This window comes from Phaeobacter sp. JH20_02 (assembly GCF_048056915.1).
Classification (GTDB): Bacteria; Pseudomonadota; Alphaproteobacteria; order Rhodobacterales; family Rhodobacteraceae; genus Phaeobacter; species Phaeobacter bryozoorum.
The window spans coordinates 41,727-65,326 of record NZ_JAYMVP010000001.1 but is presented as its reverse complement, the minus strand read 5'-3'; the positions used below and the strand labels follow the sequence as shown (position 1 = coordinate 65,326).

The following is a 23,600-nucleotide window of genomic DNA, read 5'->3' as shown; positions in this document are numbered from 1 at the left end:
GCTTGGAGCGTCATTATATCAGAACAAGAAGTGATCGGCGTCCTGCAACTCTGTGTATGTCATGTTTTCGACGATCACGGTGACATCGGCAAAATAGATTGCTGCGTCATCGCCGACCTGACCAAAATCGACATCCTGCATGCTCTCCGCTCCGCGGCCAAGCTTGATGCGGTCCACCCCCGCCTCAAAATCGGTGATGCGATCAGTGTGATCGCCCTCATTGAAGATAAATATATCCGCCCCCGCTCCGCCGGTCATCACGTCATCACCGGCCCCGCCAAATAGGCGGTCCACACCGGCGCCGCCACGCATCGTGTCGTTGCCAGCCCCACCGATCAAACGATCGTTGCCCCGGCCGCCCCCGATGAAATCGTCACCAAGACCGCCAAAGATACGGTCACGGCCGATGCCGCCGCGCAGGATATCGTCGCCGCCGTTCCCGTGGAGCGTATCTGCACCGGAGCCTCCGCGGAGGTTGTCGATCCCCAGACCACCCGTCACGAAATCATTACCCCCGCCGGCAGCGACCGTGTCGTTTCCGGCGCCAAGTGAAATGCGATCGCCGCCGCCATAGGTACGGATGGCAGTCACATTGCTGTTGAGGAGGGCAGTGATCTCGTCGTCACCAGAGAGCAGCTCACGGGCCAAATCGTCGGCAGGCAGTGAGGCAAAGCGATCAAAGGTCATCGAGATATTGGAAACTGATACGATTGGGGCGCCGTTCAGGGAGTGGTCCATCGAGTAGATCTGCCAATCCGCCTGGTCCTCGCTGGAAAAATCCCCGCCGAGGCGCAGCACGGATCCATCGGCGCCCGTCTGTTCAAGCTCGGTGGCAGAAACAACGGTACCGAAAGAGTCGCGCGAGGTTTCAAAGCTGTCAAAGGCCAGATAGTTACTCAGTGAAGATGCGCCTGGAAACGACGCAACGAATACATTTGCCATTGTGGGCTCTCTTTCACACTGGTTGGAACGATTTGACTAAAAGCTGATAGGTTTATTCGGCGCTGCGGGCAAATATTTGGCGCCTTAACCATATTAACGGACTGTTAATGGGCGTCTGCGGCGTACAAACGACGAAATTTCGTGCGACTGTTTCCAATGCCACCATGGAACGACCCGCGCTCTCCGCTCCAGAGGGAACTCCGATTCTCTTAGTTCAGGTCGTTTTTCTTATCTCGATTCGGCCGGCGGTCTTCTGCGCCAATGCGTCACCTCGATGCGCTGTTTTTCGCCGCTGGGGTGCTCAGTATAGCAGTCAGAACCGCCGATTCCCGTCCACCCTCTGATAGGTTCTTGCTATGCAGAATGCGCATCCGCCGAGGTGATTGAGCCAACAAATGCCCCATAAGCTTTTGAAATATTTTTGAAAAACAAGCTATACGCATTTTGCATAGCCGCTTTGCAATCGGCATTGGATTGTTCGCGACCCCTGCGATACCGATGAAGTAACAATACAGTAACGGGAGGACGAATAATGAAACATTTTGCGAGTACGCTCGCTGTTGCCACTCTGACGGCAACCCTGAGCACGGCCGCGATGGCCGAGGTGACCATCAAGGTCGCCTATGACGCTGATCCGGTTTCGCTGGATCCGCATGAGCAGCTTTCCGGCGGAACGCTGCAGCTGTCGCATATGGTATTTGATCCGCTGGTCCGCTGGACCAAGGATCTGCAGTTCGCTCCGCGGCTGGCAGAAAGCTGGGAGCAGATCGATGAAACCACCATGCGGTTCAAGCTGCGCGACGGTGTCACGTTCCACAGCGGCAACCCGCTGACCTCGGCAGATGTTGACTGGACGTTTGATCGTCTGAAGTCCAGCCCCGATTTCAAGGGTATCTTCGCGTCTTTCACTGACGTCGAAGTCATCGACGAGCTGACTTTCGACCTGAAGACCTCCGAGCCGTATCCGCTGGTCCTGCACACGGCGACCTACATCTTCCCGATGGACAGCCAGTTTTACTCCGGCACCACCGAGGATGGCAAAGAAAAGGCCGAACTGGTCAAGCACGGCGACAGCTTTGCATCGCGCAACCTGTCCGGCACCGGCCCCTTCACTGTCACCGAGCGTGAACAGGGCGTGAAAGTCGTCTTTGATCGCTTTGATGGCTACTGGGACACCGCTTCCGAAGGCAACGTCGACAAGATTATCCTGACGCCCATCAAGGAAGACCCGACACGTGTCGCAGCCCTGCTGTCTGGTGACGTTGATTTTATCGCACCGGTTCCGCCAACTGATCTGAAGCGTGTCGAAGAACACGAAGGCACCACCCTGATCACCGAACCCGGCACCCGTATCATCACGTTCCAACTGAACCAGAACCGTGTTGAAGCGTTCAAAGACGCACGTGTTCGCAAGGCGATCGACTATGCGGTGAACAACGCCGGCATCGTGGATCGCATTATGCGCGGCTTTGGCACCGTTGGCGCCCAGGCAAGCCCGGCCGGCTATCTCGGCTATGACGAGAGCCTGACCCCGCGCTTTGACGTTGAAAAAGCCAAGGCTCTGATGGCCGAAGCTGGTTACGCCGATGGTTTCTCGGTCACCATGATGGCGCCGAACAACCGCTATGTGAACGACGATAAAATCGCTCAGGCCGTTGCTTCGATGCTGGCAAAGATCAACATCAAAGTTGACCTGCAGACCATGCCCAAAGCGCAGTACTGGCCGACATTTGACGAACGCGCTGCCGACATGATGATGATCGGCTGGCACTCCGACACCGAAGACTCCGCGAACTTCCACCAGTTCCTGACGCATTGCCCGGACGAAGCCACCGGCAACGGTCAGTACAATTCCGGCAACTACTGCAACCCGGAAGCCGATGCTCTGATGGCTGAAGCCAATGCGACAACCGATCAGGCGAAACGTGGCGAACTGCTGCGCAAACTGGAAGGCATCCTTTATGAAGACGCGGCCTTCATTCCGCTGCACTGGCAGAATCTGGCCTGGGGTGCTCGTGATGGTGTCCACGCTGAAAAGATCGTGAACGCTCTGAACTTCCCCTACTTCGGCGATCTGAAAGTAGACTGATAACTCTTAGGCCGGGGCGGCGTCGCTGCCCCGGCCGATTTGCCACCAATTCCCAGATTTTCACCACTTCTTTATGGGCATGTCCCTGCCGCCCGTCGGGCGTCAATGGCGTTGTGCCCATCAACAAGTGACTGATACAAGGTAACTCCAACATGCTCGCCTACCTCGTGAAACGCGTGTTTCAGGCTATCGCGGTGATGTTTGCCATCTCGCTGATCGGCTTTGCCATCCAGGACAATCTCGGCGACCCCCTGCGCGAACTGGTCGGTCAGTCCGTTTCGGAAGAGGTCCGCCAGCAACTGCGCGACGAATTGGGTCTGAACGACAGTTTCGTGACACAGTACATCCGATTTCTTGGAAATGCCCTTCAGGGCGACCTCGGCACCAGCTATTTCTTCAAAGAACCCGCACTCGACGTGATCCTGAAGAAGCTGCCCGCCACTTTGGAACTGGTTATGGGTGCAACCCTGATCATCGTCGGCCTCTCCGTACCCTTGGGCGTTTATACAGCGATCAAACCGAATGCGTTCTTCAGCCGCTTGATCATGGGAGTCTCGATTGTCGGTATCTCGATCCCGGTTTTCCTGACCGCAATCCTGATGATTTTTGTCTTCTCGGTGGAACTCGGATGGTTCCCATCTTACGGGCGGGGCGATGTGGTGCATGTCTTTGGCTATTGGGAAACTAATTTTGCGACCGCAGATGGCTGGGTGCACATCCTGCTGCCTTCAGTCGCGCTGGCATCGATCATGCTGCCGCTGTTCGTACGCCTGATCCGGGCTGAGATGATGGAAGTGCTGCAAAGCGAATACGTGAAATATGCCCGCGCCAAGGGCATCCGCCCCGGACGCATCTATTTTGTGCATGCGCTGAAGAATACCTTGTTGCCGGTGATCACCGTTGGTGGTGTGCAGATCGGAACTATGGTCGCCTACACTATTCTGACGGAGACCGTCTTCCAGTGGCCAGGCATGGGGTTCATGTTCCTTGAGGCGGTGAACCGCGTCGATACCCCGTTGATCGTGGCATATCTCATCATTGTGGGCTTCATCTTTGTGGTGACCAACACAATCGTCGACCTGATCTATGGGCTCGTCAATCCAACAGTCAATATTGCGAGGATGGGCGCATGAGCAGCCTTAGTACAAACCAAACCACCCCGTCGCGGTTTAGTCGCCTGTGGAACTCCAACATGGGCTACAGCTTCCGGCGCAACCCCGTGGCGATGGTATCCTTTGCGGTGTTCATGGTCATCACCCTCGCCTCGATCCTGGCACCGGTGCTGGCACCGTTTGATCCCTATGATCCGGCCCAGATCGACATTATGAACAGCGAATACCCGCCAGCCTGGATTGATGGAGCCGACCCCCAGTTCGTGTTTGGCACCGATGATCAGGGACGGGATCTGTGGTCGACGATCCTCTACGGCACCCGCCTGTCCCTGCTGATCGGTCTTTGCGCCGTCGCCTTGCAAGCCTTCCTCGGGATCTCAATCGGGTTGGTGGCCGGCTATGTTGGTGGGCGGCTCGACAGCCTTCTGATGCGCTTTGCCGATATCCAGCTGTCTTTCTCGACGTTGATGGTCGCTATCATCTTCCTCGCGGTGACACAGGCGATGTTTGGCAGTGAGACCTTCAACCAATATGCGATCTACTTCCTGATTGCAGTGATCGGCGTCGCCGAATGGCCGCAATATGCCCGAACGGTACGCGCCACTGTTCTTGCTGAGAAAAAGAAGGAATATATCGACAGCGCCCGCGTGCTGGGCTTCGGCCCGATGCGGATTATGGTGCGGCATATTCTGCCGAACTCGCTGTCGCCGATCTTTGTGATTTCGACGGTGCAGGTGGCGAATGCGATTATTTCCGAGGCGTCACTCAGCTTCCTGGGTCTTGGGATGCCCCCCAGTCAGCCCTCGCTCGGATCGCTGATCTCCTCCGGTTTTGACTATATCTTCTCCGGCAGCTGGTGGATCACCGCCATCCCCGGTGTGGTGCTCGTTGTCCTCGTTCTTGTCATCAACCTCTTGGGTGACTGGATGCGTGACGTGCTGAACCCGAAACTCTACAAAGGATAATAGCGATGTCGTTGCTTTCCGTTCGCGACCTCACGGTCAAATTTGCGATGCGTGATCACACCGTCACCGCATTGAACCAGATTTCCTTCGACCTTGGAAAAGGCGAGCGTCTGGGCATCGTAGGTGAATCCGGGGCCGGTAAATCCATCACCGGTTTCTCTCTGATGAACCTTCTCAGCCGGCCCGGATATATCGACAGTGGTGAGATCCTTTTTGGTGGCAAGGATATCGTCAAACTGTCCGACGCCGAGATGCGTACGATCCGTGGCAATCGCATGGCGATGATCTTTCAGGATCCGATGGTCACTCTGAACCCGGTCCTGACGATCGGCCAGCAAATGGTCGAAACGCTCAAGGCGCACCGCTCGCTCAGCCAGTCTGAAGCGGAACAGATCGCTATTCTGAAGTTGCGGGAGGTCTATATCCCCTCGCCCGAAGAACGACTGAACCAATATCCCCACGAGCTGTCCGGCGGCATGCGGCAACGGATCATCATTGCGATGGCGCTGCTTCTGGATCCGGAGCTGATCATCGCAGATGAACCGACAACTGCGCTGGATGTGACAATTCAGGCGGACATCATGGAGTTGCTGCTGGAACTCTGCCAGTCCAACAAGGTGGGCCTGATCCTGATCACTCATGATCTTGGCGTGGTCAGTCAGATGACCGAGCGCACCCTCGTCATGTACGCCGGTCGTCTGATCGAGGCAGGTCCGACGCGCGAGATCATCAACGACCCGCAACACCCCTATACCCAAGGGCTGATCAACGCGTTGCCGCAACAGACCCTGCCCGGCCAACGACTGAAACAGATCCCGGGCAACATGCCAGGGCTGACATCCATCCCCCCCGGCTGTCCCTTCAGCCCTCGCTGCGAATATGCTGTCGACCACTGCCGCAAGGTGTTGCCGGAAACAGTAAGCTATCGCCAGGTCGAGGTCGCCTGCCACGAAGTCTCCCGCCTGCAGAATACCAGCCTTGAGGAGGCAAGCGTATGACAACCCAGATACAAGACAGCAAACCTTTGCTTGAGCTGAAGAATCTTGAGAAACGCTTTGAATTGGACCGCGGGTTTCTAGAAACCATCAAGCTGCGCGGTGGTCGCATCACCCGTGAGAAACGCGCGGTGCATGCGGTCAACAATGTCTCGCTCACCGCCGACCGTGGCGAAGCGCTGTGTATTGTTGGTGAATCCGGCTGCGGAAAATCTACTGTAGCGCGGCTGGTTGCCGGGCTGCTGACGCCTAGCGGCGGCGAAATCCACTATGATGGTGAACGGATCGACGATCGCTCCCGCGGGGAAATGATGCCCCTGCGCAAGAAGATGCAAATGATCTTTCAGAATCCCTATGCCTCCCTGAATCCGCGCATGACTATCCAGCAGGCGTTGGAAGAACCCGTTCGCCACCACAATCCGTCGCTGTCGCGTGGCGAAGTGCGTGATAAAGTGTCGGAGGTCATGCGGTCTGTTGGTGTGGATCCGAGCTGGTCCAGCCGCTATCCGCATGAATTCTCGGGCGGCCAGCGCCAGCGGATCGCAATCGCCCGGGCATTGACTGTCGACCCCGAGTTCATCATCGCGGATGAACCGATTTCGGCACTGGATGTCTCGATCCAGGCACAGGTTCTGAACCTGATGCTGGAAGCCAAGGACCAGCGGGGACTGACCTATTTCTTCATCACGCACGACCTCAGTGTGGTGGAGCATTTCGGGACGCGCGTTGCGGTGCTCTATCTTGGTACGCTGTGTGAGTTGGCCGATACCCGGACATTGTTTGAAAACCCCAAACACCCCTACACCAAGGCGCTGTTGTCCGCGGTGCCACAACTCAAGGATGAAGGGCCAAGTCACATCCGGCTGCAGGGCGAAATCCCGACACCCATCAACTTGCCTCAAGGTTGCCCCTTTCAAACGCGCTGCGCATTTGCGAATGCTAGATGTCGCGAGTCGCGTCCGCGTCCATTACGGCAAGCAGATGGCAGCACCGTTGCCTGCCACGCGGTCGAAGAGAACCGGCTCGACGGCTAAACACCGGGACCCCCGGCCCACTGGATGACCCCAGAACGGACCTAGGCAAGTTGGATATAATCTGGCTCAGAGACTTTGAAGCGCTGACAACGCACAAGAATTTTTCGCGTGCTGCAGAAGAGCGGAATGTCAGCCAACCCGCATTCTCCAGGCGTATCCGCGCCCTGGAGGATGAGGTTGGTGTGAAGCTGATCAATCGACAGACCTTCCCGCTGTCGCTGACGCCTGCTGGGGATGTGTTTCTATCGCAGGCCAAAATCATCCTACGCACCTACTCCGAGACGCTGGAACGCTGCCAAACGATTGACGCTGCGGGGGAAAATGTCATCCGCTTTGCGTCATCTCAGTCGCTTTACATGACCCATTTCCGGGACCATATCGAACCGTTGATGGAGGCCGGCGGGTTGGATGTCGATCTCAACTCCACCAGTTGGGCGGCAGATCAATTCGTCACTGCCTTGCAGCAGCGCTATTGCGACGTGATCCTGACCTACTGGCATCCCGCAATGGATTTCCTGTCGCCGCTGGAGGTCAGCAAATGCGATTACTTGACGCTATCAGAGGATGAATTCATCCCGGTGTCAAAAACGGATGCAGGTGGACACCCGCTTTTCCACCTCGGCCGCGATACCAAACGACAGATTCCGCTGCTGTCTTATGGCAGCGCATCCGCGCTGAGATCGGTTCTGGATCACACCTTGCGCCAGCAAATCTCGCCTCCAAATCTGCTGGTTGTAAACCAGAACTCTCTCGCGAACTCGGTCAAGGCGATGATCCTGGAGGGGTTCGGCCTTGGCTGGCTGCCGCGCAAGCTGTGCGAGGATGAATTGAGCGATGGGCGTCTGGCGCTTGCCGGCGGAGAGTCGTTTGTCACGCCAATTTCGGTTCGTCTGTACCGCGAGACCGAGAATACCAAACCCACATTGAATAGCCTTTGGCGCAAGATGGGCAACAGTGCAGCGATCGTCGGCTGACAACAACAACGCGCGGACTGTTATCTGACTGTTACGGGTCGGCCTCATGCTAGGAATGTTTTGAACCCCTCGCAATCCAGGGCAGGCAAAAAGGCGCTCGCCATGACGTTTCTCTCCTAACCGGCGGAATACAGCCCAACTCATCCATTGCGGGTGTTTCTGTTTTGACTTCTCGCAAAGAGGGCATAAAAGTTGTCTCGCGCGCGTCAGCCAGGGGTGGTGGCGCGCCATCTAATAGAGGCGCAGGCATTCGATGCGCCCTATGGCATTTGAAGGGGTAACCATGGATATCAGTCAACTCAAGACCTTTGTCACAGTGGCAAGGGAAGGCAGTATCACGCGCGCGTCCGAGCTGTTGTTTCGCAGTCAACCGGCCGTCAGCGCCCATATCAAAACGATGGAAGACACGCTGGGCCTGACACTATTCCAGCGTACACCGCGCGGGATGAGTGTCACCACCGACGGACAGCGGCTTCTGGTAGAGGCTAGGCAGCTGCTTGATAATCATCAGAAATTTCTGGAAGAGGCCTCGCGGTTGCGTGGGCGTTTGGCCGGCCAGCTGCGAGTCGGCGCCGGGCGCAACCTGGGGTCGACCGAGGTGAGCCGCCTGCTCGCTGATCTTTCAAAGAACTTTCCAGATCTCGAAGTTGCCCTGCAACATGGCACATCTTCAAGTGTGTTGGACGATATCCGTAATGGTCGCCTGGATGCAGGTTTCTTTATCGACCCTGACGAAGCCCAGAATGACCTTGAAACCCTCGAAATATCGCGTTTCAGCGTCTACCTTGCGGCCGCTCCTGATCTGGTCCCGCCGGGTCCGGACCTTGACTGGGACAAGCTGGAGGCTATGCCTTGGATCTACCCCACTTATAGTTCGTGTTGTGGACGCATCGCGGAGCGCCTGTTTAAGGAAAACCGCATTCAACCCGCCCGGATCATCAATGTCGATGATGAGACTATTACACGCGCCTTGATCGCAAGCGGTGCTGGCATCGGTCTGGTTCACGTCAGCAGCGCAGGAACCGAACCCCCGAGTGGAGAGATCGCTCTGCTGCGAGAAGTCCGCAAATCGACACGCGTTCTCTTCGCTCATCTCGCCAACCGCACTCAAGACCCCATCATCAGCGCCGTTCGCGATCTGCTGGATACAGATAGGATGGCCATCTCGGCCTGACCAGCTCTATTGCCAGCCAAATGGTTTCACCCGTTGAGCCAGCATCACAAATAGAAGCCACGTTATTTCATCAAAATACTATATTGATGAAACCATAATGAGACGTAAGGTTTCATTATATATAGCAGCGCGATTCCAAATCAGCCGAAAATATTAGATGCTAACTTCTCAGACAGGAGAACCTCAGTGGACCGCAAACTCTATAGCCTTTGTGGCGAAGATCGTAAACGTCACTATTCGCCACATGTCTGGAAAGTCATCATGGCTTTAGAGCACAAGAATTTGAAATATAATCTTGTCCCTGTTTCATTTGGCGACATCACTGCTATTGAGGATGGTCGCTTTACCAGTGTGCCCGTCTTGCGTGATGGAGAAACGGTGCTGGGAGAAAGTTTTGATATCGCTCGGTATCTGGATGAAACCTATACCGATACTCCCAATCTTTTTGATGGCAAGGGAGCGATCGCCTTGACCCGTTTTGTCGAAAGCTACTGCAAAACGGTCCTTCATCCCAGCCTTGCCACGATTGCTGTCATGGATATGCACAACCTGATGTCGCCCGATGACCAAGCCTATTTCCGCGCTGCCCGTGAGCGCAGGTTTGGCATGCCACTGGAAGCCATGGCCGAAGGCGCCGACGGCGAACGCGCAGCGCTGCCAGAGAAACTAGCGCCTGTCCGTGACTTGCTCGGCACGCAGGATTGGTTGTCAGGCACAACGCCTGCCTACGCCGACTACACGCTCTTTGGAACACTGCAATGGTGTAGCGTCTGCACATCTAACCCGTTGCTCGAGCGTGATGATATCGTTGGCAGCTGGTTTGAGCGCTGTCTCGACCTCTTCGGCGGGATTGGTCGCGACCCGACCCGGTCCAGCTGAGACCGCAACCGGCTGTCGGCTTCCTCTCATCGACGACCGTCACCGCTATGATACCGCCTGCACGTCGGGAAGCTCGCCCGGCGTGCGAGATATGGCGCGCAGCTACAGCCTGTTTCCAGACCGTGGGATGGAGGCGGGCTGCTTCGGTTTTTATGCACCACCTTACTGGTCAGGCCTGTCTGGAAGATTTCCGCCTGTAGGTGATCGAGCCTCAGCTATAACCGCGTGAGCTGAGCGACCAGTTTCCTGCTTTTCATGTCATTATTCGAGTTATGGACTGTTCCTCACCATAGCTGAGGAACAGCATCAGTTTTTTCGAATTGTTCGGCGAAGCCATTGCCGCTTCGATGATGTCAGTGAAATGAGATTCGGCGAGCGCATATGAAGTAGAGTTGCCGCGATAAAAGGCAAAAATCAAAGTCACATATAAAATATAGTTCGAGTAGATGTTCAAATACTTATTTGAGCAAATGGATGAAATTTGGTCATTGCAAAGTTAGCATCGACACATAGCGGAAAAGATACGCAATGGATCTCCAAATCGAAAACAGCGTTAACGCTGATTATATTCCGCAATCTGAAACCTTTGGTTGGGTTAAACAGATCCATACGCTTGGCCCTACCGGAACGAATTGTGAGCGAGCAGCTATTTCCTGGGCATTACGTCGGTGTCACGGCGCCTCGGTTAAATTGCACCGGACGATGGAACAGGCCGCTGAGAGTGTAGCCTGCCAGGACGGAGCTGTATTGGTCGGGGTTGTCGCCTACCCCCATCTCCACTCCATCATCTACGCACACATCCAGAAAATGAAATTGCTGGATGTATTTATCATGAATACCGACAACATGGTTCTGGCCTCCCGCACCGGGGCTGAGCCAATGACCTGCGCGACCCATCCTGCGCCCGAAAAACTGCTCCCGGCCACGGTCGAGCGACGCTTTGTCTCCAGCAATGTCATCGCGGCACGCGACTGCGCGGCTGGCAATGTCGACGGCTGCATCACCACGCTTTGCGCGGCCGAGAAATTCGGCCTTTCCATCCTGCGGAAATTCGGCCCCGTCCCGATGGGCTTCACAATCCACGGACCGCTGGAAAAGCGGGCCTGCCAGGATTGCACCCAACACGCCTGAACCCTCGCTACATCGAACCCCAATAGGAGAGACCCCATGTCCAACAAAGCCTTCGAAACACCCGTAGAAATTCGTTACCGCGATACCGACTCGATGGGTCACGTCAGCAGCCCCGTCTATTATGACTACATGCAGTCGGCATATCTGGAATACATGCACGACCTCCTAGAGCTGCCCAAATCCGAAAAGCTGCCGCATATCATGGTCAAGACATCCTGCGATTACATCTCGCAGGCGCTCTACGGTGACAATCTGGTGGTTTGCAGCCGTGTGGTCAGCTTCGGCGGCAAGAGCTTCGAGATGGAGCATGTGATGCACATTGATGATGCAGATCGTCGCGTGGTCGCCAATGCCAAGTCTGTTCATGTCATGTTCGACTACGGCAAGCAGGCCACCTACCCCGTGCCGGATGCTTTCAAAGAAGCTGTTGCTACGTTTCAGGAAAGCGCCTGACCCCCTGTATTGAGGACGATGATATGAATTTGGAATGGACAGCCGAACAGCAGCAGACCCGAACTGCCTTTGCCGCGATCGGCAAAATGGCCGACCGGGACGAACTGCACCTTGGCCGCCGTGCGTTTGACCAGCGGACCTGGGATCGGCTGACCGCCGCAGGTCTGTGGCGGATGATCGTACCACGCGAATATGGTGGCGATGGCCGGGACTGGTGGGGCTTCACCGCTGCGTTGGAGGGGCTTGCCGCCACTCTGCGCACCCCTGGCATGTTGCTTTCGGTGATCGCCCAGGCAGGCATGGTCCGGGCGCTCGATCTTTACGGCAGCGACAGCCAAAAGCGCGAATATCTGGGCCGTATCCTCAATGGAGAGCTGAGCGCTACCGCGATTGCTGATCCGGATACTGGCACCGATGTACGTGCGACTTCCTCCTTGCTGACCCCCGGCCCGAATGAGACATTCCGTCTGAGCGGGGCAAAATACAATATCGCACATGCGCCGGTCGCAAGTTTCATTCTTGTGGTCTGCAAGCTGAGTGATCACGGCCGTGAAGGTATCTCATTGGTCCTGCTGGATGCCGACAGCCCCGGCCTCAAAATTGGCGCACAGGATCGCAAGCTTGGCAATCTGGACCTGCCGACCGGTCAGATGACTTTTGACGATGTTCCGCTGCACTACGGCCATCTTCTGGGAGAACCGGGAGCCGGGCTTCGCAATCTGGTCAATATCGTCTCGATGGGGCGCCTCTACTACGGGTTGGTGGCGGCCTGGCTCATCGAACCGATGCTTGCCGAAGCATTTGATTTCTCTAAGAAACGCAAGACCTTCGACGTGCCGATTATCGAACATCAATACATCCAGAAGAAACTGACGGATATCCGTATCGGCACGGAAAGTGCAAAATGGGTGTCCTACGCCGCCCTGCACCAGCTGCTGAGCGGTGCGCCTGAGGCCGCGATGACCTGCTCGATCTCGAAACTGGTCGGTGCAGATACGATCGTGGAAGGCGCAATGGAGTTGATGAAGCTCTATGGCAGCAAAGGCTACCACGAGGGCCAGGTGACCACATTCCTGCGGGACGCACTGGCCTTTTGCAGCGTTGGCGGCACCGAGGAAATGCACCGTCGCAACATATTTGGCCAGATGACGCGGCTGCATGCAAAAGCCCGGAAAGTCGCAGAGTCTACGACGTCGAAAACTCTAGAGCCCGCATAGCTGCGGGTGACTATTCAATGCACACTACTTGGAGAGAGATGATGCCCTCATCCACCTGCGCGACCGGCCTGCGCGTGTTCCCTTCTGCCGCCCTTGCCCTGGTCCTGATGTCTCTACCAGCCGTAGCGGTTGATAAACCGCAGGAGCAGGCCGTAAACCGCGTCGTCAATACCATTGATTGGGGCGCGGCCAATACCGCGCAAGCGGATGCAAGCAAGAGCGACCAGCGATTGATCGCCGCATTTATCGACACCGCTCCTGCCGGACTGGACGATGTGACCTTGCCCGTCCTTATCCTCGGTACCGATGCAAAGGTTGAACTGCCCGCGTTTCGCGGCCAGGAAAATGCCTATAGCGCCTACTATCGGCTGGATGGCGCCCAGCTCAGTGTGATGGGCGCTCGTACACTTCTGGCAGAGGTTCCGGGCCTGTCATTCAAACATGAGGCCCGTACATATGAGTCCACCGGCGACGGTGCAGATCATATGTTCAGCCGATTTGGCGGTTTCTATACCTTGCGGATCACCTGTGATGCCCCAACCGAAGATGTGCGCTGTATTGAACCCGGTTATCTCGCCGAACTGGCGCAGACCGTCACTGTTGTGAAGGGGGCGGTACAATGATGCTTCGCGCAAATAGGCTGGCGGCTGCCGCCTTCGCCATTGCAATGCTTGCCGCCGTTTCACAGGCACAGGCGGACGATCGGTTCAAGGCGCCGGGCGACCTGATCAAGGATACCGGGGTTGGCCTGTCAATTGGTGCCGTTCTTTATCCAGAGATGCGTTTCCCGCTGGAGGATGGCCCGGCCTATGCCAACTCCCATGTCTACGCACCCGGTGGTTTCAAGGGCAACGGCGGAAGCCAGTGCGACACTGTCAACTACAGCTATCCCTGGCGCGACAATTTCTGTGAACTGCGCCGGTCAAATCTGCCGGTCTGTGCGTCAGGCGGTCATCAGGGCCAGGACATTCGTCCTGCCAGCTGTCAGGCCGACACCCATTGGGCTGTTGCGGTTGAAGATGGTGTGATCGCCCATGTCGGGCGGTTTGCCCTGACCCTGCAAACCCCATCCGGCACTCTCTATCGCTATGTCCACATGAATATGGACGATCTTGCCGTGGCCCCGCTGGACAAAGTTTCCAAAGGAGATCGCCTTGGAAAAGTGTCGAATGCCTGGATTTCGGATTTGCCGATCCACCTGCATTTCGACGTCAAGGACACCGTAAAGATCGGCGATGAAACGCGTTCAGTCTTTGTCCCCCCTTACAGCAGTCTGGTGACCTCGTATCGCCAACTGACAGACTGATCTGCCTGGCGGAAGAGGGGGCCCCTGACCTCTTCCGCCGTTTCCAATTCGGGGGTGTCAGCGCGACCGCTTCAAGGAATAAGAAAATGTCCGATACACTTTGGGTCTTTGCCTATGGATCGCTGATCTGGGACCCCGGATTTGAACCTGCCGAGCAACTGCCGGCACAGCTGGCCGGATATCAAAGACGGTTCTGCCTGAACTCTCTGAGATATCGCGGGACTTTTGCACGACCGGGTCTGGTCCTCGCATTGGACGCCGCGGATGATGCGATCTGCAACGGCGTCGCTCTCGCGGTGCAATCTGGCCAGGAAACCGAGGTTCTGAAGGACCTTCGCGCACGTGAGCTGTTCAACCCCGCGTATCGCGAGATTACGGCCCCGCTGACACTCGTCGACGGCCGCGTGGTTGAAGCGCTCACCTATGTCGTCAATCGTGACCACGAGCAATATGACAATCACAGCTTGGCCCGCCAGGCCGAAATCATTGCTCAGGCAGCCGGGGAACGCGGCCCCAACTGCGACTACCTGTGGAACACTGCCGATCATTTGCGCGCGCTTGGTATTGCCGATGAACACCTCGACTGGCTGTCAGCCGAGGTCAAGACCCTGCAAGCACAGAGCGCCGGCAGCCACCTGCTCTAAGCCACCGCTCCCATAGGGCTGATCCGCAGCTGACCCTCCGATAGAAACCGAATGTCGTGACTCAGGGCTGCCGCCACCTTGGGATCATGCGTAAACACGACCAACGCAAGCCTTTCGGTCACCATCAGACTTCGAAACAGGCGCAGGATAGTGTCGCGGCTACCGCTGTCCAAGAAGGCAGTGGGTTCATCGGCAATCAGACAGAGCGGCCGCGCCAGAAGCGCGCGTGCAATGACCAGGCGCTGTGCCTCACCTCCGGACAAATCCGCTGCGCGCTGCGACAGAAATCGATCGCTGTGCGGAAGGCCGACCTTATCGAGCAGAGCCTGCACATCGTACCGGTCGCCAACTGGTCTGGTCCGCAGATAGAGCCGGACGGCGTCTTGCATGACCTGATCAACAGTCATGTGGCGGGCCAGCGCCCGATGGGGATGCTGCGACACCAACGCCAGTTCACACATCCGGCACGCTCTGGGCTGCGCGGCGTTTGCCTCGCGCCACATGACGCGACCCGCCTGCAGCGGCTCATAGCCAGAAATCAGACGCGCCAATGTGGATTTGCCACAACCGCTCGGACCTGAGACAGCCAGACAATGACCCGGTCTGACCAGAGTAGAGATGCCGCGCAACAGAGGCGTTCCGTTGCGCCAGTAGGACAGGTCCTGCACGACCAAGCCCGATGGATCCGCTGGAAGCGCCTGAGGACGTGGGACCAACGGAGCAACTCCTCGACCCTCAGGCCGTCGTGGAACAGAGGCCAGATTACGCCGCCCTCCGCCGACCTTGGATCCAATAATCACCCTGTCCTGATCACGCAATTTGCCATTTTGCAGCGTCACCGTCCGGTCTGCCATTCTGTCGGCCAGATACAGGTCATGGGTTATGAGCAATTGGCTTCGTCGCGGTCTGCCCTGCTCCAGCAAGGCTACGGCCAACCCCAGATTGCCATGATCCAAGGCCGCTGTAGGCTCATCGAGGATCAGAACCGATGGATCGCGAGCCAGCGCAAGCACTGTCAGCACGCGCTGAATCTCTCCGCCGCTGAGATTGGCCGGATAACGATGTAAGAGACGCTGAGGAATATTGAAGCGCTTACAAAACCTTATCGCCAGCGATCTCCGATCGCGAGAACGCGGCAGCAGCTCCGCAACATGTTGCAAAACTGTCTGATGAGGGTTCAGCGCGTCAGACAGCGCCTGCACAATGAGGCCTATGTCTGTCTGGCGCAGCCGACGCCGCTCGGCCACCGTCGCCCGCAGCATATCGACGCCCAGGACTTCAGCCCGTCCCGACCAACGAAATCCGTTGCTGTTGCGGACGGCCTGCTCGACGTGACACCCTGGAAGGATCCCCACCAGCAGCCGCGCCAGACAGGTCTTGCCGCTGCCAGAAGCCCCCAGAAGCGCAAGCGTACGTCCGCGTGGCACCTCAAAAGAGACACCCTTGAGGATTTCCCGACCATCGTGCCAGAGGCAGAGATTTTCGACCCGTATCACAAGGAAAACTCCGGCACAGCAGCGGAGCGTAGACTCCTGTCGCCCATGGTCAGCGTGACATGCAGCAGCAGCGACAGGAGTGCGGCCGGCGGCAACAGAAGCCAGACCCAGGCGCCACTATAAAGTTGGTCCATAGCCGATTGCATCATGCTGCCCCAGGTTAACAATCGCGGATCCGTGAGACCGAGGAACGCCAACCCGGACGATTTTAGTGCCGCCTGCCTTATGTTCTGGACCATCAATACCCCGCATAAGGGACGCAGCGCGGCAAACAGATGCCAGCGCCAGCAATAGAGCCACCCTGCCCCCATAGCGCGCGCATATTGAATGTTTTCGCGCTGTCGCTCCCTGCGCAAGACCGCAGCGGCGACACGCACGTCATCGCTCCAGCCCGTTATAACCAAAATCAAAAAAAGAGATAAAAACCCAGGGTTTAACAAGGCTGCGAAGAGCAGAAGAACCAGCATTGTCGGCACGACCTGCACCGCATCAACGATCCGTAGCACCATTCCAGACAGAAACTGCCCGGAAAACACCACAAGGCTTGCTGCACCAATCGCAACAGTGGAGGTAGCCATGGCTGTTGCCACAGCTAGAACGAGAGTCGTTGGTGTGGCGAGTATCAGCCCGGTCAGTACATCCTGCCCGAGCTCGTTCGTACCCAGCCAATGCGCTGATCCGGGAGCAATCAGAACATCACGGCTGCTGCGATAATCAAGAAGTCCTGCCTGCCCAGCAAACCAGATGCCAAGGCAAACCACCATGACGCTGGCGGGTAACCACCATTGCCGAAGGACCAACGGCATTCAGCCACGCCTCGCGAGATGGATCACCAGACCATCGACAATCCAATTCGCCAGAAGCACGAAAGCCGCCATGAAAACGACTGCGCCCTGCAGCAGATCATAGTCACGGTCCAAGATCGCACTGTAGATGAGATAACCTGTACCGGGATAGGAGAAGACGATTTCCACAAAAAACACAGCTGTGATCAACCCGGTCAGCGTGTCGCTCAACCGTGAGAGACACGCAGGTATCAGGCTGAGGCCAATATAGGCCCATCTCAGCCTCCATGGTGAAATGCCCCGCGCACGCGCATTCAGCACGAAATCCCGTTGCGCCAGCGTCAGCGTTTCGGCCCGAGCTAAGAAATAGAACCGTGCCAGTTCATGCAGGGCCAGCGCAAGCGTCGGAAGGATGGCGTGGCGCATAATGTCCAGAGCGCCGCCCACAGGTCCGGCAGCAGGAAGCAGCGGCTCAGCCCCGGCGGTTGGCAGAACCGGCCAGAGGATGCCAAAGGCCAGGAGGAGCAGGACCGCACCGGTGAACGGCGGCAGGCTCGCCAATAGCGTGACCACCGGTGTGACCCACCGATCAACAGTACCACCCGGCAACCGACCCGCTTCGATCCCCGTCAGGACACCCCCGATAACGAAGATCGGAGTTGCTCCGAGGATCAGCAATCCGGTCCAGGGCAGTGCCGTGAGCAGAAGTTGCAGAACCGGAGCCGCATGGGGAATTGAGTAGCCCAGATCACCAGCCCAAAGGCCCTTTGCATAACGCCAGACCTGGGAGGCGATATCTCCGGTCAGACCCATGCGCCCCTGCAATCGGTCCAGTTCGCCCGACCCAAGACCGCGTGCCAGATCCGTTGACAGCATGACCTCCAGCGTATCGCCGGGCAACATCCGCGTCAGGATCGCGCATAATACCAAGACAACGCAGAAAATCAGAAATCGCAGCAGAAGCCCGCTCAGAAGCCGCGTGATTATTCCGGCGGCCGACGGTCCGGCATCCAACGACTCTGCCGGTGCCAACTCCAGCGGCATGGAAAAGACATTGGCCACCTGATCACTCCAGGAATATGGACTTATGCAAAGCCGACGGAATCCCGATTGCCACACCGCCGGGCATGAATGGCGCAGACAGTTTGTCATTAAAAACAGTTGCCATCAGCGGGTTCACCAGCATGTAAGAGGGAAGATTATCGGCGTAGAGTTGCTGGAACTTGGCCAGCACTTTGCGGCGTTCATCCTGACTCTGTGCTACGGCTTGCGCCTTGATCAATGCCGCCATTTCAGGATCCGCCGCAAAGCGGTCGCTGTTCCAGCCCCGACCAAAGACGCGGCGCTTGATATTGCCGGGATCTCCCAGCGTACTGGACGAGAACACCGTCAGGTCATAGTCCCCGTCAGCAACGAGGCTGTGCAAAGAGGCAACCTCCATAACCCGCAAATCGACTGAAAACCCAAAAGCTTCCAGCTGTTCGGCAATCACTCTGGCCGGTTTCACCTCGCGCCCATCAGTGATCAGTCGCAGGCGAATTTCATCCCCCTGAGCCAGCCACCTGCCTGCACCGTTCCGGATCCATCCCGCCGCCGTCAGCATCTTGCGGGCCAGAGCCGGATCATAGGTGTAGGCAGCGGTGGTATCATCGCTGTGCCACCTGGAGCCGGATTGGAAGTATCCCGTATCAGCAAGTTCCGCGCCGCCCGGATATGCGATGGCGAGCAGCGCGTTACGGTCAAGCGCATAGGCAATCGCCTGACGCAGGTCCTTGGATACAAACCGGCCGCGATGATTGAAACCCAGCCGCAGCACATGATGGCTGGGGGCTGTTGCGACATGGAAGCCAGCAGTTGTCGCCTCGGCGACCCTCTCGGGAGGCAGGTATGAGATCACGTCAACTTCACCGGCACCCATCGCCTGCAGCGCGGCATCTGGCCCCATTCGGACGATCCGGATCTGCGAAAACCGGGGCTTACCAAGAGGATGCTCTCCGGTCGCCTCAAGCAGGTAACGCCCCTGCGCCTTGTCATAACCTGTCAGGCGATAGGGGCCGCTTCCGATCGCAGCCTCTGGCGCTGCAAACCGGAAAGGATCCGCGACGCCTTCATAGATATGCTTGGGCAGGATCGGCACTGCGGAAAACAGGCCCTCAATCAGACCGTATTCTGCGCGTTTGACGTGCACCCGCAGGTCGTGCGGTCCGCTAACGTCGACCCGGTCAACGGATTTGACCGATCCAAATATATAAGGATGTTCAGCCATATAGCGGAAAGTAAACGCAACATCCTCAGCTGTGACCGTGGTGCCATCGTGCCATGCCGCGTCCCGCTGGAGGTCGAAATGATAGCTTAATCCATCTTCGGATCGGCTCCAGGCTCTGGCGAGGCCCGGAGCCGGATTTCCGTCCGTGTCTTGCCCGATCAGCGTATCGAAGATGTAGCTGGTATAGAGATAGCCGATGCCATTTTTTCGATGAACATAAGGCGCCAGCATACCGCGATCACCTTTACTGTCAGTGATGACCAGGTGCCCAAGCCGCTCCGGCTCCGTGGCCTTCAGCTCTCCCGCGACAAGTGTAGACCAACATGCGAGCGCGAGCCCGATCGCGGCAATACGAGCAGGGCAACGATGGCGTACAATTCGGTAGACTGAAAACATGGCATCACTTTCTTCGTTACCGAAACACTCGCAGGAGACGCGCTACCAGCCGATGGTCGCGTCTGGGCGGGCATCTTCTTCGGGAACAACAGGTTTCAGGTCGATAACCGGGGTTCCGTCGATGCAGTCCAGTCCGCTGATCGTCAGCACGCCATCGGACTGATCCAGCAGTTGCACCGCGCTCAATCCAATGGGATTTGGCCGGTTTGGCGCGCGGCTGGCAAAGATGCCCCTTGCGACCTGACTGCCTCGCGCCTGGCGTACCAAAGCGCTGCGGTCGGACTTATGCAGCCAGTAGAGAACCCAAAGATGAGAGGCGAGCTCGATGTTATGCAATGCAGCCTGATACTCGGGCGCCACTTCAATCCGGCTGGTTGCCGGGTTGCGACGTCCTGACATCGGGCATTCTTTGACCTCTGCAAATCCAGTGCGGATCACACCGATCGGTCTGATTTGAAACGTGTCGGATGGCACAGTCAGTAATTGCATCACATCAGTCATGGCGTCTCGCAATCGGTCTTGGGGAGGGAAAGGGCTGGCGGACCTGAAAGCACAGGTCTGGGCGGGCCACCGTCGAACGGTTTCTTTCTGATATGACGCAGTCCGGGCATCGTAAAATCGAAATATCGGATGCGTGACCTCCATTTTTCTGAGGGCACGCTCTAGTTGTTGTGGAACCTTGAGGTCAGCGGAGCCTTTGGAATTCATGAGACCCCGTCTCCGATAAAACGATTGGCTTCGCACCCTGATCCGGCGGCATATCGTGTCCTGATAAGCGACCATAGGACCCTCAGACGCATGACCGATCAAAGCCACCCCGCAGCCCCGAAATCCACACCGCCAATGCCGCCGACAAGCCACACGCTACCGCAGCTGCTTCGTACGGGGCGATCACTGTGGACATTGCTGCTGATCTTCGCCTGTGCCGGACTCGCGGCGCTCGCGACCTGGGTCCACCTCGCCCCGGACCTGGCCATCGTCGCGGCACTCGCGGTGAGCGCAATCGGTTTGTGGGCGACTGGCCTCGTCCCTGAATATTGGACCGCTCTGGCGTTCTTTCTCGTCGCCGTCGTATTGGGAGTTGCTGCACCTGAGACGATATTCTCGGGCTTTCACTCTTCTACGTTCTGGTTGCTCTTCAGTGGCCTGGTCCTCGGTGCCGCGATCAAGCACACGGCCCTCGACAAGCGGGCCGCCAGCGTGCTGGCCCTGTTGCCCCTGCGCAGCTATGGCGGCCTGCTGAGTGGCATTGTCGTCTTCTCGGTCGCGCTGGCCTTTGTCATGCCATCCTCGATTGGGCGGATCATGATCCTTCTTCCGATAATCTCCGCCTTGGCTGAGCGCGTCGGTTTTGGTCCGGCATCAAATGGCCGGACCGGGATGCTGGCGGTTGCTACATTCGGCACCTTTGCTCCGGCCTTCACCATCCTGCCTGCAAATGCTCCGAACATGATCCTCGTCGGGATGGCGGAAACCATTTACGGACTCAATATCTCCTATTTCGATTATCTCCTGCTGCATTTTCCGGTGCTTGGCGTTGTGAAATCGGCAGTCTTGGTCGGGCTTGCGCTGATGATGTTCCCCGACCGGATACCGCCCCATAGCGTCGCGCCGACAACCACATCTGAACCATTCAGCCGGCAGGAGCGGGCGCTGAGCCTGGTACTGGCGCTTTGCCTGTTGCTGTGGCTCACGGACCAGATCCATATGGTGTCACCCGCATGGGTGGGTATGGCAGCTGCACTGATCTGCCTGCTGCCTGGTGCAAATCTCACACGCAAGGGGTGCATCAACACCGATCTGAGCTATGGGGCCTTGCTGTTTGTCGCCGGCATCATGGGGCTGGGCGCCGTCATTTCGTCGGCGGGTCTGGGCGAAGCCGTGGTTGGTGCGGTCACTGGAACGGTTGCCTTTGCCGCGGATTGGCCGGTCTGGAACACATCTATCCTGATCGGGCTGTCGACACTGGTCGCGATGATTACCAATCTGCCCGGTGTCCCGGCCGTAATGACTCCGCTCGCCGGTGAGCTGTCAGAAGCCACCGGCCTGCCGTTGGAAACCGTTCTGATGACGCAGGTTGTGGCTTTCTCAAATGTCTTCCTACCCTTTCAGGCGCCGCCGCTGGTCGCTGCCATTCAGGCCGGAAACCTTCCAGCCAAAGCAATAATCCGTCTTTGTCTCAGCCTGTTCTTCATCAGCCTTCTGCTGCTTGCCCCGCTGGATCTTCTGTGGTGGCACCTATTGGGCATGCTCTGAGTTGCTGGCCACCTGACCGCGTAGAAGGCGCCCCCAGAAGAAAACCTGAGGGGCGCCTTCGGGACTTTCGATTTGTACGAGCGGCCAAAGCATTTCTACCTATAGCTGCACTTATCACGGACGAGGTACTCCGATGTTGACCCTGACCCCTTGGCGCCACCAGTTGCTCTCTCATGCCTCTATCGCAAGTTTGGCAACAGCCGCTCTTTTCTCTGTTAGCGGACCGGCGCAGGCTGAGCTGGCTGCCGATTGGCAAGAAACCGCGATGCGTTTCGTCGTTGAGGAAAAATGGCCCGGCGCGCAGCGCCAGCGCACGCTGGCGCTGCTGCATGCCGCCATGTTTGACGCTGCAAACGCCGTTGATGGCGCATACAATGCCTATGCCTACGACGGTGCGCAGGATCCGACTGCGGACAGACGCGCAGCGGTAACGCAAGCGGCCCTGACCGTAATGCAGCAGCTGATACCCGAGCGCGCAGCAGATCTGGCAATGGCGGCTGAGACTGTCCTCGCCGAGGTGACAGATTCAACCGCCCGCGCAGCGGGGATCCGGCTCGGTACCGCAGCTGCGCAGGCGGTGTTGGACAAACGCGCCGCCGACGGCGCTGATTTCGCAAACGACTTCACCCCCGGACCAGGCGAAAATGGCATCTATCAGCCTACCTCCGAACGTCCGATGGTTGCTCCGAAAATTCGACACATGCAGCCCTTTGCACTCACCTCCGCAAAGCAGTTTGATGTCCCGCCACCGCCACAGCTCGACAGCATGCAATTCCAGCGTGATCTGGCAGAAGTCGCGCAACTCGGCGGCTCCACCTCGCAAACCGATCCTGATCTTATCGCAATCGCGAAGCTTCACGCCGGGTCTGGATCAGGCGCCTGGAACCAGATCGCCCGTGACAGCAGCCGCGCCTGCGCCCTGCCACTGGTGGAGGAAGCGCGAACCCTGGCGCTGTTGAATATCGCATTGACCGACGCTCTGGTTGCCGGGTTCGATGCCAAATACACCTACCAGTTCTGGCGGCCGGAAACCGCGCTGGCCGCGGTTGGCAACGGGTACGATCATCCGCAGCTCGACACCATGGACGGCTGGGCGCCGCTGGTGGCGGCGCCGATGCACCCGGAATACCCCTGTCAGCATTGCACCAGTGGCAGCGCTGCCCAGCAGGTGATGGAAGCGGTATTCGGCGCCGATGAGTTCACCTTTAGCTTTGAAGGCAAGGATGGCTATAGCCGCAGCTATCAAACCTTTGCCCAATTTGCGGAGGAAGAAGCAGAATCGCGGGTCATCGGAGGGGTTCATTATCGACGCTCCAACACGGTCGGCGACATGCTGGGTTATCAGATCGGCAGCTATATCAGCGCTGAGTTTCTGTCACCCGTAGCCTCCGCACAGGCCGTGAGCGGCGGGGGCGGTGCCGATTGCGCCGGTATCCTCTCAACCAAATTGTCGCAATAATCCCTCCCCCGCAGCAAGTAATCTGCC

General features: G+C 57.5%; 23 protein-coding genes. 16 read left to right on the top strand and 7 right to left on the bottom strand.

What is annotated here, in order from left to right; genetic code table 11:
- Nucleotides 1-18: 18 nt before the first annotated feature.
- On the bottom strand, nucleotides 19-942 hold the full coding sequence (locus tag VWY34_RS00320) for a calcium-binding protein (RefSeq protein ID WP_416544984.1): 924 nt from the start codon (nucleotides 940-942) through the stop codon (nucleotides 19-21).
- Nucleotides 943-1,474: 532 nt separating this feature from the next.
- Between VWY34_RS00320 and VWY34_RS00315 the strand changes: the two genes are divergently transcribed.
- The 8 genes from VWY34_RS00315 to VWY34_RS00280 all read left to right on the top strand — a co-directional run bounded on the left by VWY34_RS00315 (nucleotide 1,475) and on the right by VWY34_RS00280 (nucleotide 10,164).
- Nucleotides 1,475-3,031: an ABC transporter substrate-binding protein gene (locus VWY34_RS00315; RefSeq protein ID WP_416537983.1), complete on the top strand. Its 1,557-nt coding sequence runs from the start codon at nucleotides 1,475-1,477 to the stop codon at nucleotides 3,029-3,031.
- 152 nt (nucleotides 3,032-3,183) lie between these two features.
- Nucleotides 3,184-4,164, top strand: coding sequence for an ABC transporter permease (locus VWY34_RS00310; protein WP_340547639.1), 981 nt, complete (start codon nucleotides 3,184-3,186; stop codon nucleotides 4,162-4,164).
- Complete coding sequence (locus VWY34_RS00305) at nucleotides 4,161-5,108, top strand: ABC transporter permease (protein WP_260102074.1); 948 nt, start codon at nucleotides 4,161-4,163, stop codon at nucleotides 5,106-5,108. Before VWY34_RS00310 ends, VWY34_RS00305 begins: the two co-directional genes overlap by 4 nt.
- Nucleotides 5,109-5,113: 5 nt before the next feature.
- Nucleotides 5,114-6,106: an ABC transporter ATP-binding protein gene (locus VWY34_RS00300; RefSeq protein WP_260102075.1), complete on the top strand. Its 993-nt coding sequence runs from the start codon at nucleotides 5,114-5,116 to the stop codon at nucleotides 6,104-6,106.
- Nucleotides 6,103-7,137: an ABC transporter ATP-binding protein gene (locus tag VWY34_RS00295; protein WP_416544982.1), complete on the top strand. Its 1,035-nt coding sequence runs from the start codon at nucleotides 6,103-6,105 to the stop codon at nucleotides 7,135-7,137. Before VWY34_RS00300 ends, VWY34_RS00295 begins: the two co-directional genes overlap by 4 nt.
- A gap of 50 nt (nucleotides 7,138-7,187) precedes the next feature.
- The gene (locus VWY34_RS00290) at nucleotides 7,188-8,111 is read left to right on the top strand and encodes a LysR family transcriptional regulator (RefSeq protein WP_340547636.1); all 924 of its coding nucleotides are present in this window, start codon (nucleotides 7,188-7,190) and stop codon (nucleotides 8,109-8,111) included.
- Between the two features lie 283 nt (nucleotides 8,112-8,394).
- Nucleotides 8,395-9,285 carry a LysR family transcriptional regulator gene (locus VWY34_RS00285; RefSeq protein WP_416544980.1) on the top strand — a complete coding sequence of 297 codons (891 nt, stop codon included), beginning with the start codon at nucleotides 8,395-8,397 and terminating at the stop codon, nucleotides 9,283-9,285.
- Nucleotides 9,286-9,471: 186 nt separating this feature from the next.
- Nucleotides 9,472-10,164, top strand: a complete 693-nt coding sequence (locus VWY34_RS00280) for a glutathione S-transferase family protein (protein WP_416544978.1) — start codon at nucleotides 9,472-9,474, stop codon at nucleotides 10,162-10,164.
- A 253-nt stretch (nucleotides 10,165-10,417) separates the two neighbouring features.
- On the opposite strand, the gene VWY34_RS00275 is transcribed toward VWY34_RS00280, so the two are convergent.
- A complete protein-coding gene (locus VWY34_RS00275) occupies nucleotides 10,418-10,588 on the bottom strand; it encodes a hypothetical protein (RefSeq protein ID WP_416537979.1) in 171 nt (56 codons plus the stop codon).
- A 104-nt stretch (nucleotides 10,589-10,692) separates the two neighbouring features.
- Between VWY34_RS00275 and VWY34_RS00270 the strand changes: the two genes are divergently transcribed.
- The 6 genes from VWY34_RS00270 (at nucleotide 10,693) to VWY34_RS00245 (ending at nucleotide 14,915) form a co-directional block, all read left to right on the top strand.
- Nucleotides 10,693-11,295 carry a prephenate dehydratase gene (locus tag VWY34_RS00270; protein WP_416535440.1) on the top strand — a complete coding sequence of 201 codons (603 nt, stop codon included), beginning with the start codon at nucleotides 10,693-10,695 and terminating at the stop codon, nucleotides 11,293-11,295.
- A 36-nt stretch (nucleotides 11,296-11,331) separates the two neighbouring features.
- Nucleotides 11,332-11,748 carry an acyl-CoA thioesterase gene (locus VWY34_RS00265; protein WP_416535439.1) on the top strand — a complete coding sequence of 139 codons (417 nt, stop codon included), beginning with the start codon at nucleotides 11,332-11,334 and terminating at the stop codon, nucleotides 11,746-11,748.
- A gap of 23 nt (nucleotides 11,749-11,771) precedes the next feature.
- Nucleotides 11,772-12,965: an acyl-CoA dehydrogenase family protein gene (locus VWY34_RS00260; RefSeq protein WP_416537978.1), complete on the top strand. Its 1,194-nt coding sequence runs from the start codon at nucleotides 11,772-11,774 to the stop codon at nucleotides 12,963-12,965.
- Between the two features lie 41 nt (nucleotides 12,966-13,006).
- Nucleotides 13,007-13,588, top strand: a complete 582-nt coding sequence (locus VWY34_RS00255; protein WP_340547630.1) for a hypothetical protein — start codon at nucleotides 13,007-13,009, stop codon at nucleotides 13,586-13,588.
- Nucleotides 13,585-14,271, top strand: coding sequence for a M23 family metallopeptidase (locus tag VWY34_RS00250; RefSeq protein ID WP_416535437.1), 687 nt, complete (start codon nucleotides 13,585-13,587; stop codon nucleotides 14,269-14,271). Before VWY34_RS00255 ends, VWY34_RS00250 begins: the two co-directional genes overlap by 4 nt.
- A gap of 86 nt (nucleotides 14,272-14,357) precedes the next feature.
- Nucleotides 14,358-14,915: a gamma-glutamylcyclotransferase gene (locus VWY34_RS00245; protein ID WP_416544976.1), complete on the top strand. Its 558-nt coding sequence runs from the start codon at nucleotides 14,358-14,360 to the stop codon at nucleotides 14,913-14,915.
- Here the strand turns inward: VWY34_RS00245 and VWY34_RS00240 are convergent.
- The 5 genes from VWY34_RS00240 to tsaA form a co-directional block, all read right to left on the bottom strand.
- Nucleotides 14,912-16,411 carry an ABC transporter ATP-binding protein gene (locus VWY34_RS00240; RefSeq protein WP_416544974.1) on the bottom strand — a complete coding sequence of 500 codons (1,500 nt, stop codon included), beginning with the start codon at nucleotides 16,409-16,411 and terminating at the stop codon, nucleotides 14,912-14,914. The genes VWY34_RS00245 and VWY34_RS00240 overlap by 4 nt on opposite strands.
- Nucleotides 16,408-17,217, bottom strand: coding sequence for an ABC transporter permease (locus VWY34_RS00235; protein WP_416544972.1), 810 nt, complete (start codon nucleotides 17,215-17,217; stop codon nucleotides 16,408-16,410). The genes VWY34_RS00240 and VWY34_RS00235 overlap by 4 nt, the downstream gene beginning before the upstream one ends.
- Entirely contained in the window at nucleotides 17,218-18,258 is a 1,041-nt protein-coding gene (locus VWY34_RS00230) for an ABC transporter permease (RefSeq protein ID WP_416544970.1), read from the bottom strand.
- A gap of 4 nt (nucleotides 18,259-18,262) precedes the next feature.
- Entirely contained in the window at nucleotides 18,263-19,693 is a 1,431-nt protein-coding gene (locus tag VWY34_RS00225; RefSeq protein ID WP_416544968.1) for an ABC transporter substrate-binding protein, read from the bottom strand.
- A gap of 207 nt (nucleotides 19,694-19,900) precedes the next feature.
- Nucleotides 19,901-20,566 (bottom strand): tRNA (N6-threonylcarbamoyladenosine(37)-N6)-methyltransferase TrmO, encoded by a 666-nt coding sequence (gene tsaA, locus VWY34_RS00220; protein WP_416544966.1) that lies wholly within the window; start codon nucleotides 20,564-20,566, stop codon nucleotides 19,901-19,903.
- Between the two features lie 90 nt (nucleotides 20,567-20,656).
- Here tsaA and VWY34_RS00215 point away from each other — a divergent pair, with 90 nt between their 5' ends.
- Together VWY34_RS00215 and VWY34_RS00210 are read left to right on the top strand one after the other, a co-directional pair.
- Nucleotides 20,657-22,114, top strand: coding sequence for an SLC13 family permease (locus tag VWY34_RS00215; protein ID WP_416544964.1), 1,458 nt, complete (start codon nucleotides 20,657-20,659; stop codon nucleotides 22,112-22,114).
- A 265-nt stretch (nucleotides 22,115-22,379) separates the two neighbouring features.
- Nucleotides 22,380-23,573, top strand: coding sequence for a vanadium-dependent haloperoxidase (locus VWY34_RS00210; protein ID WP_416544962.1), 1,194 nt, complete (start codon nucleotides 22,380-22,382; stop codon nucleotides 23,571-23,573).
- Nucleotides 23,574-23,600: the final 27 nt, after the last annotated feature.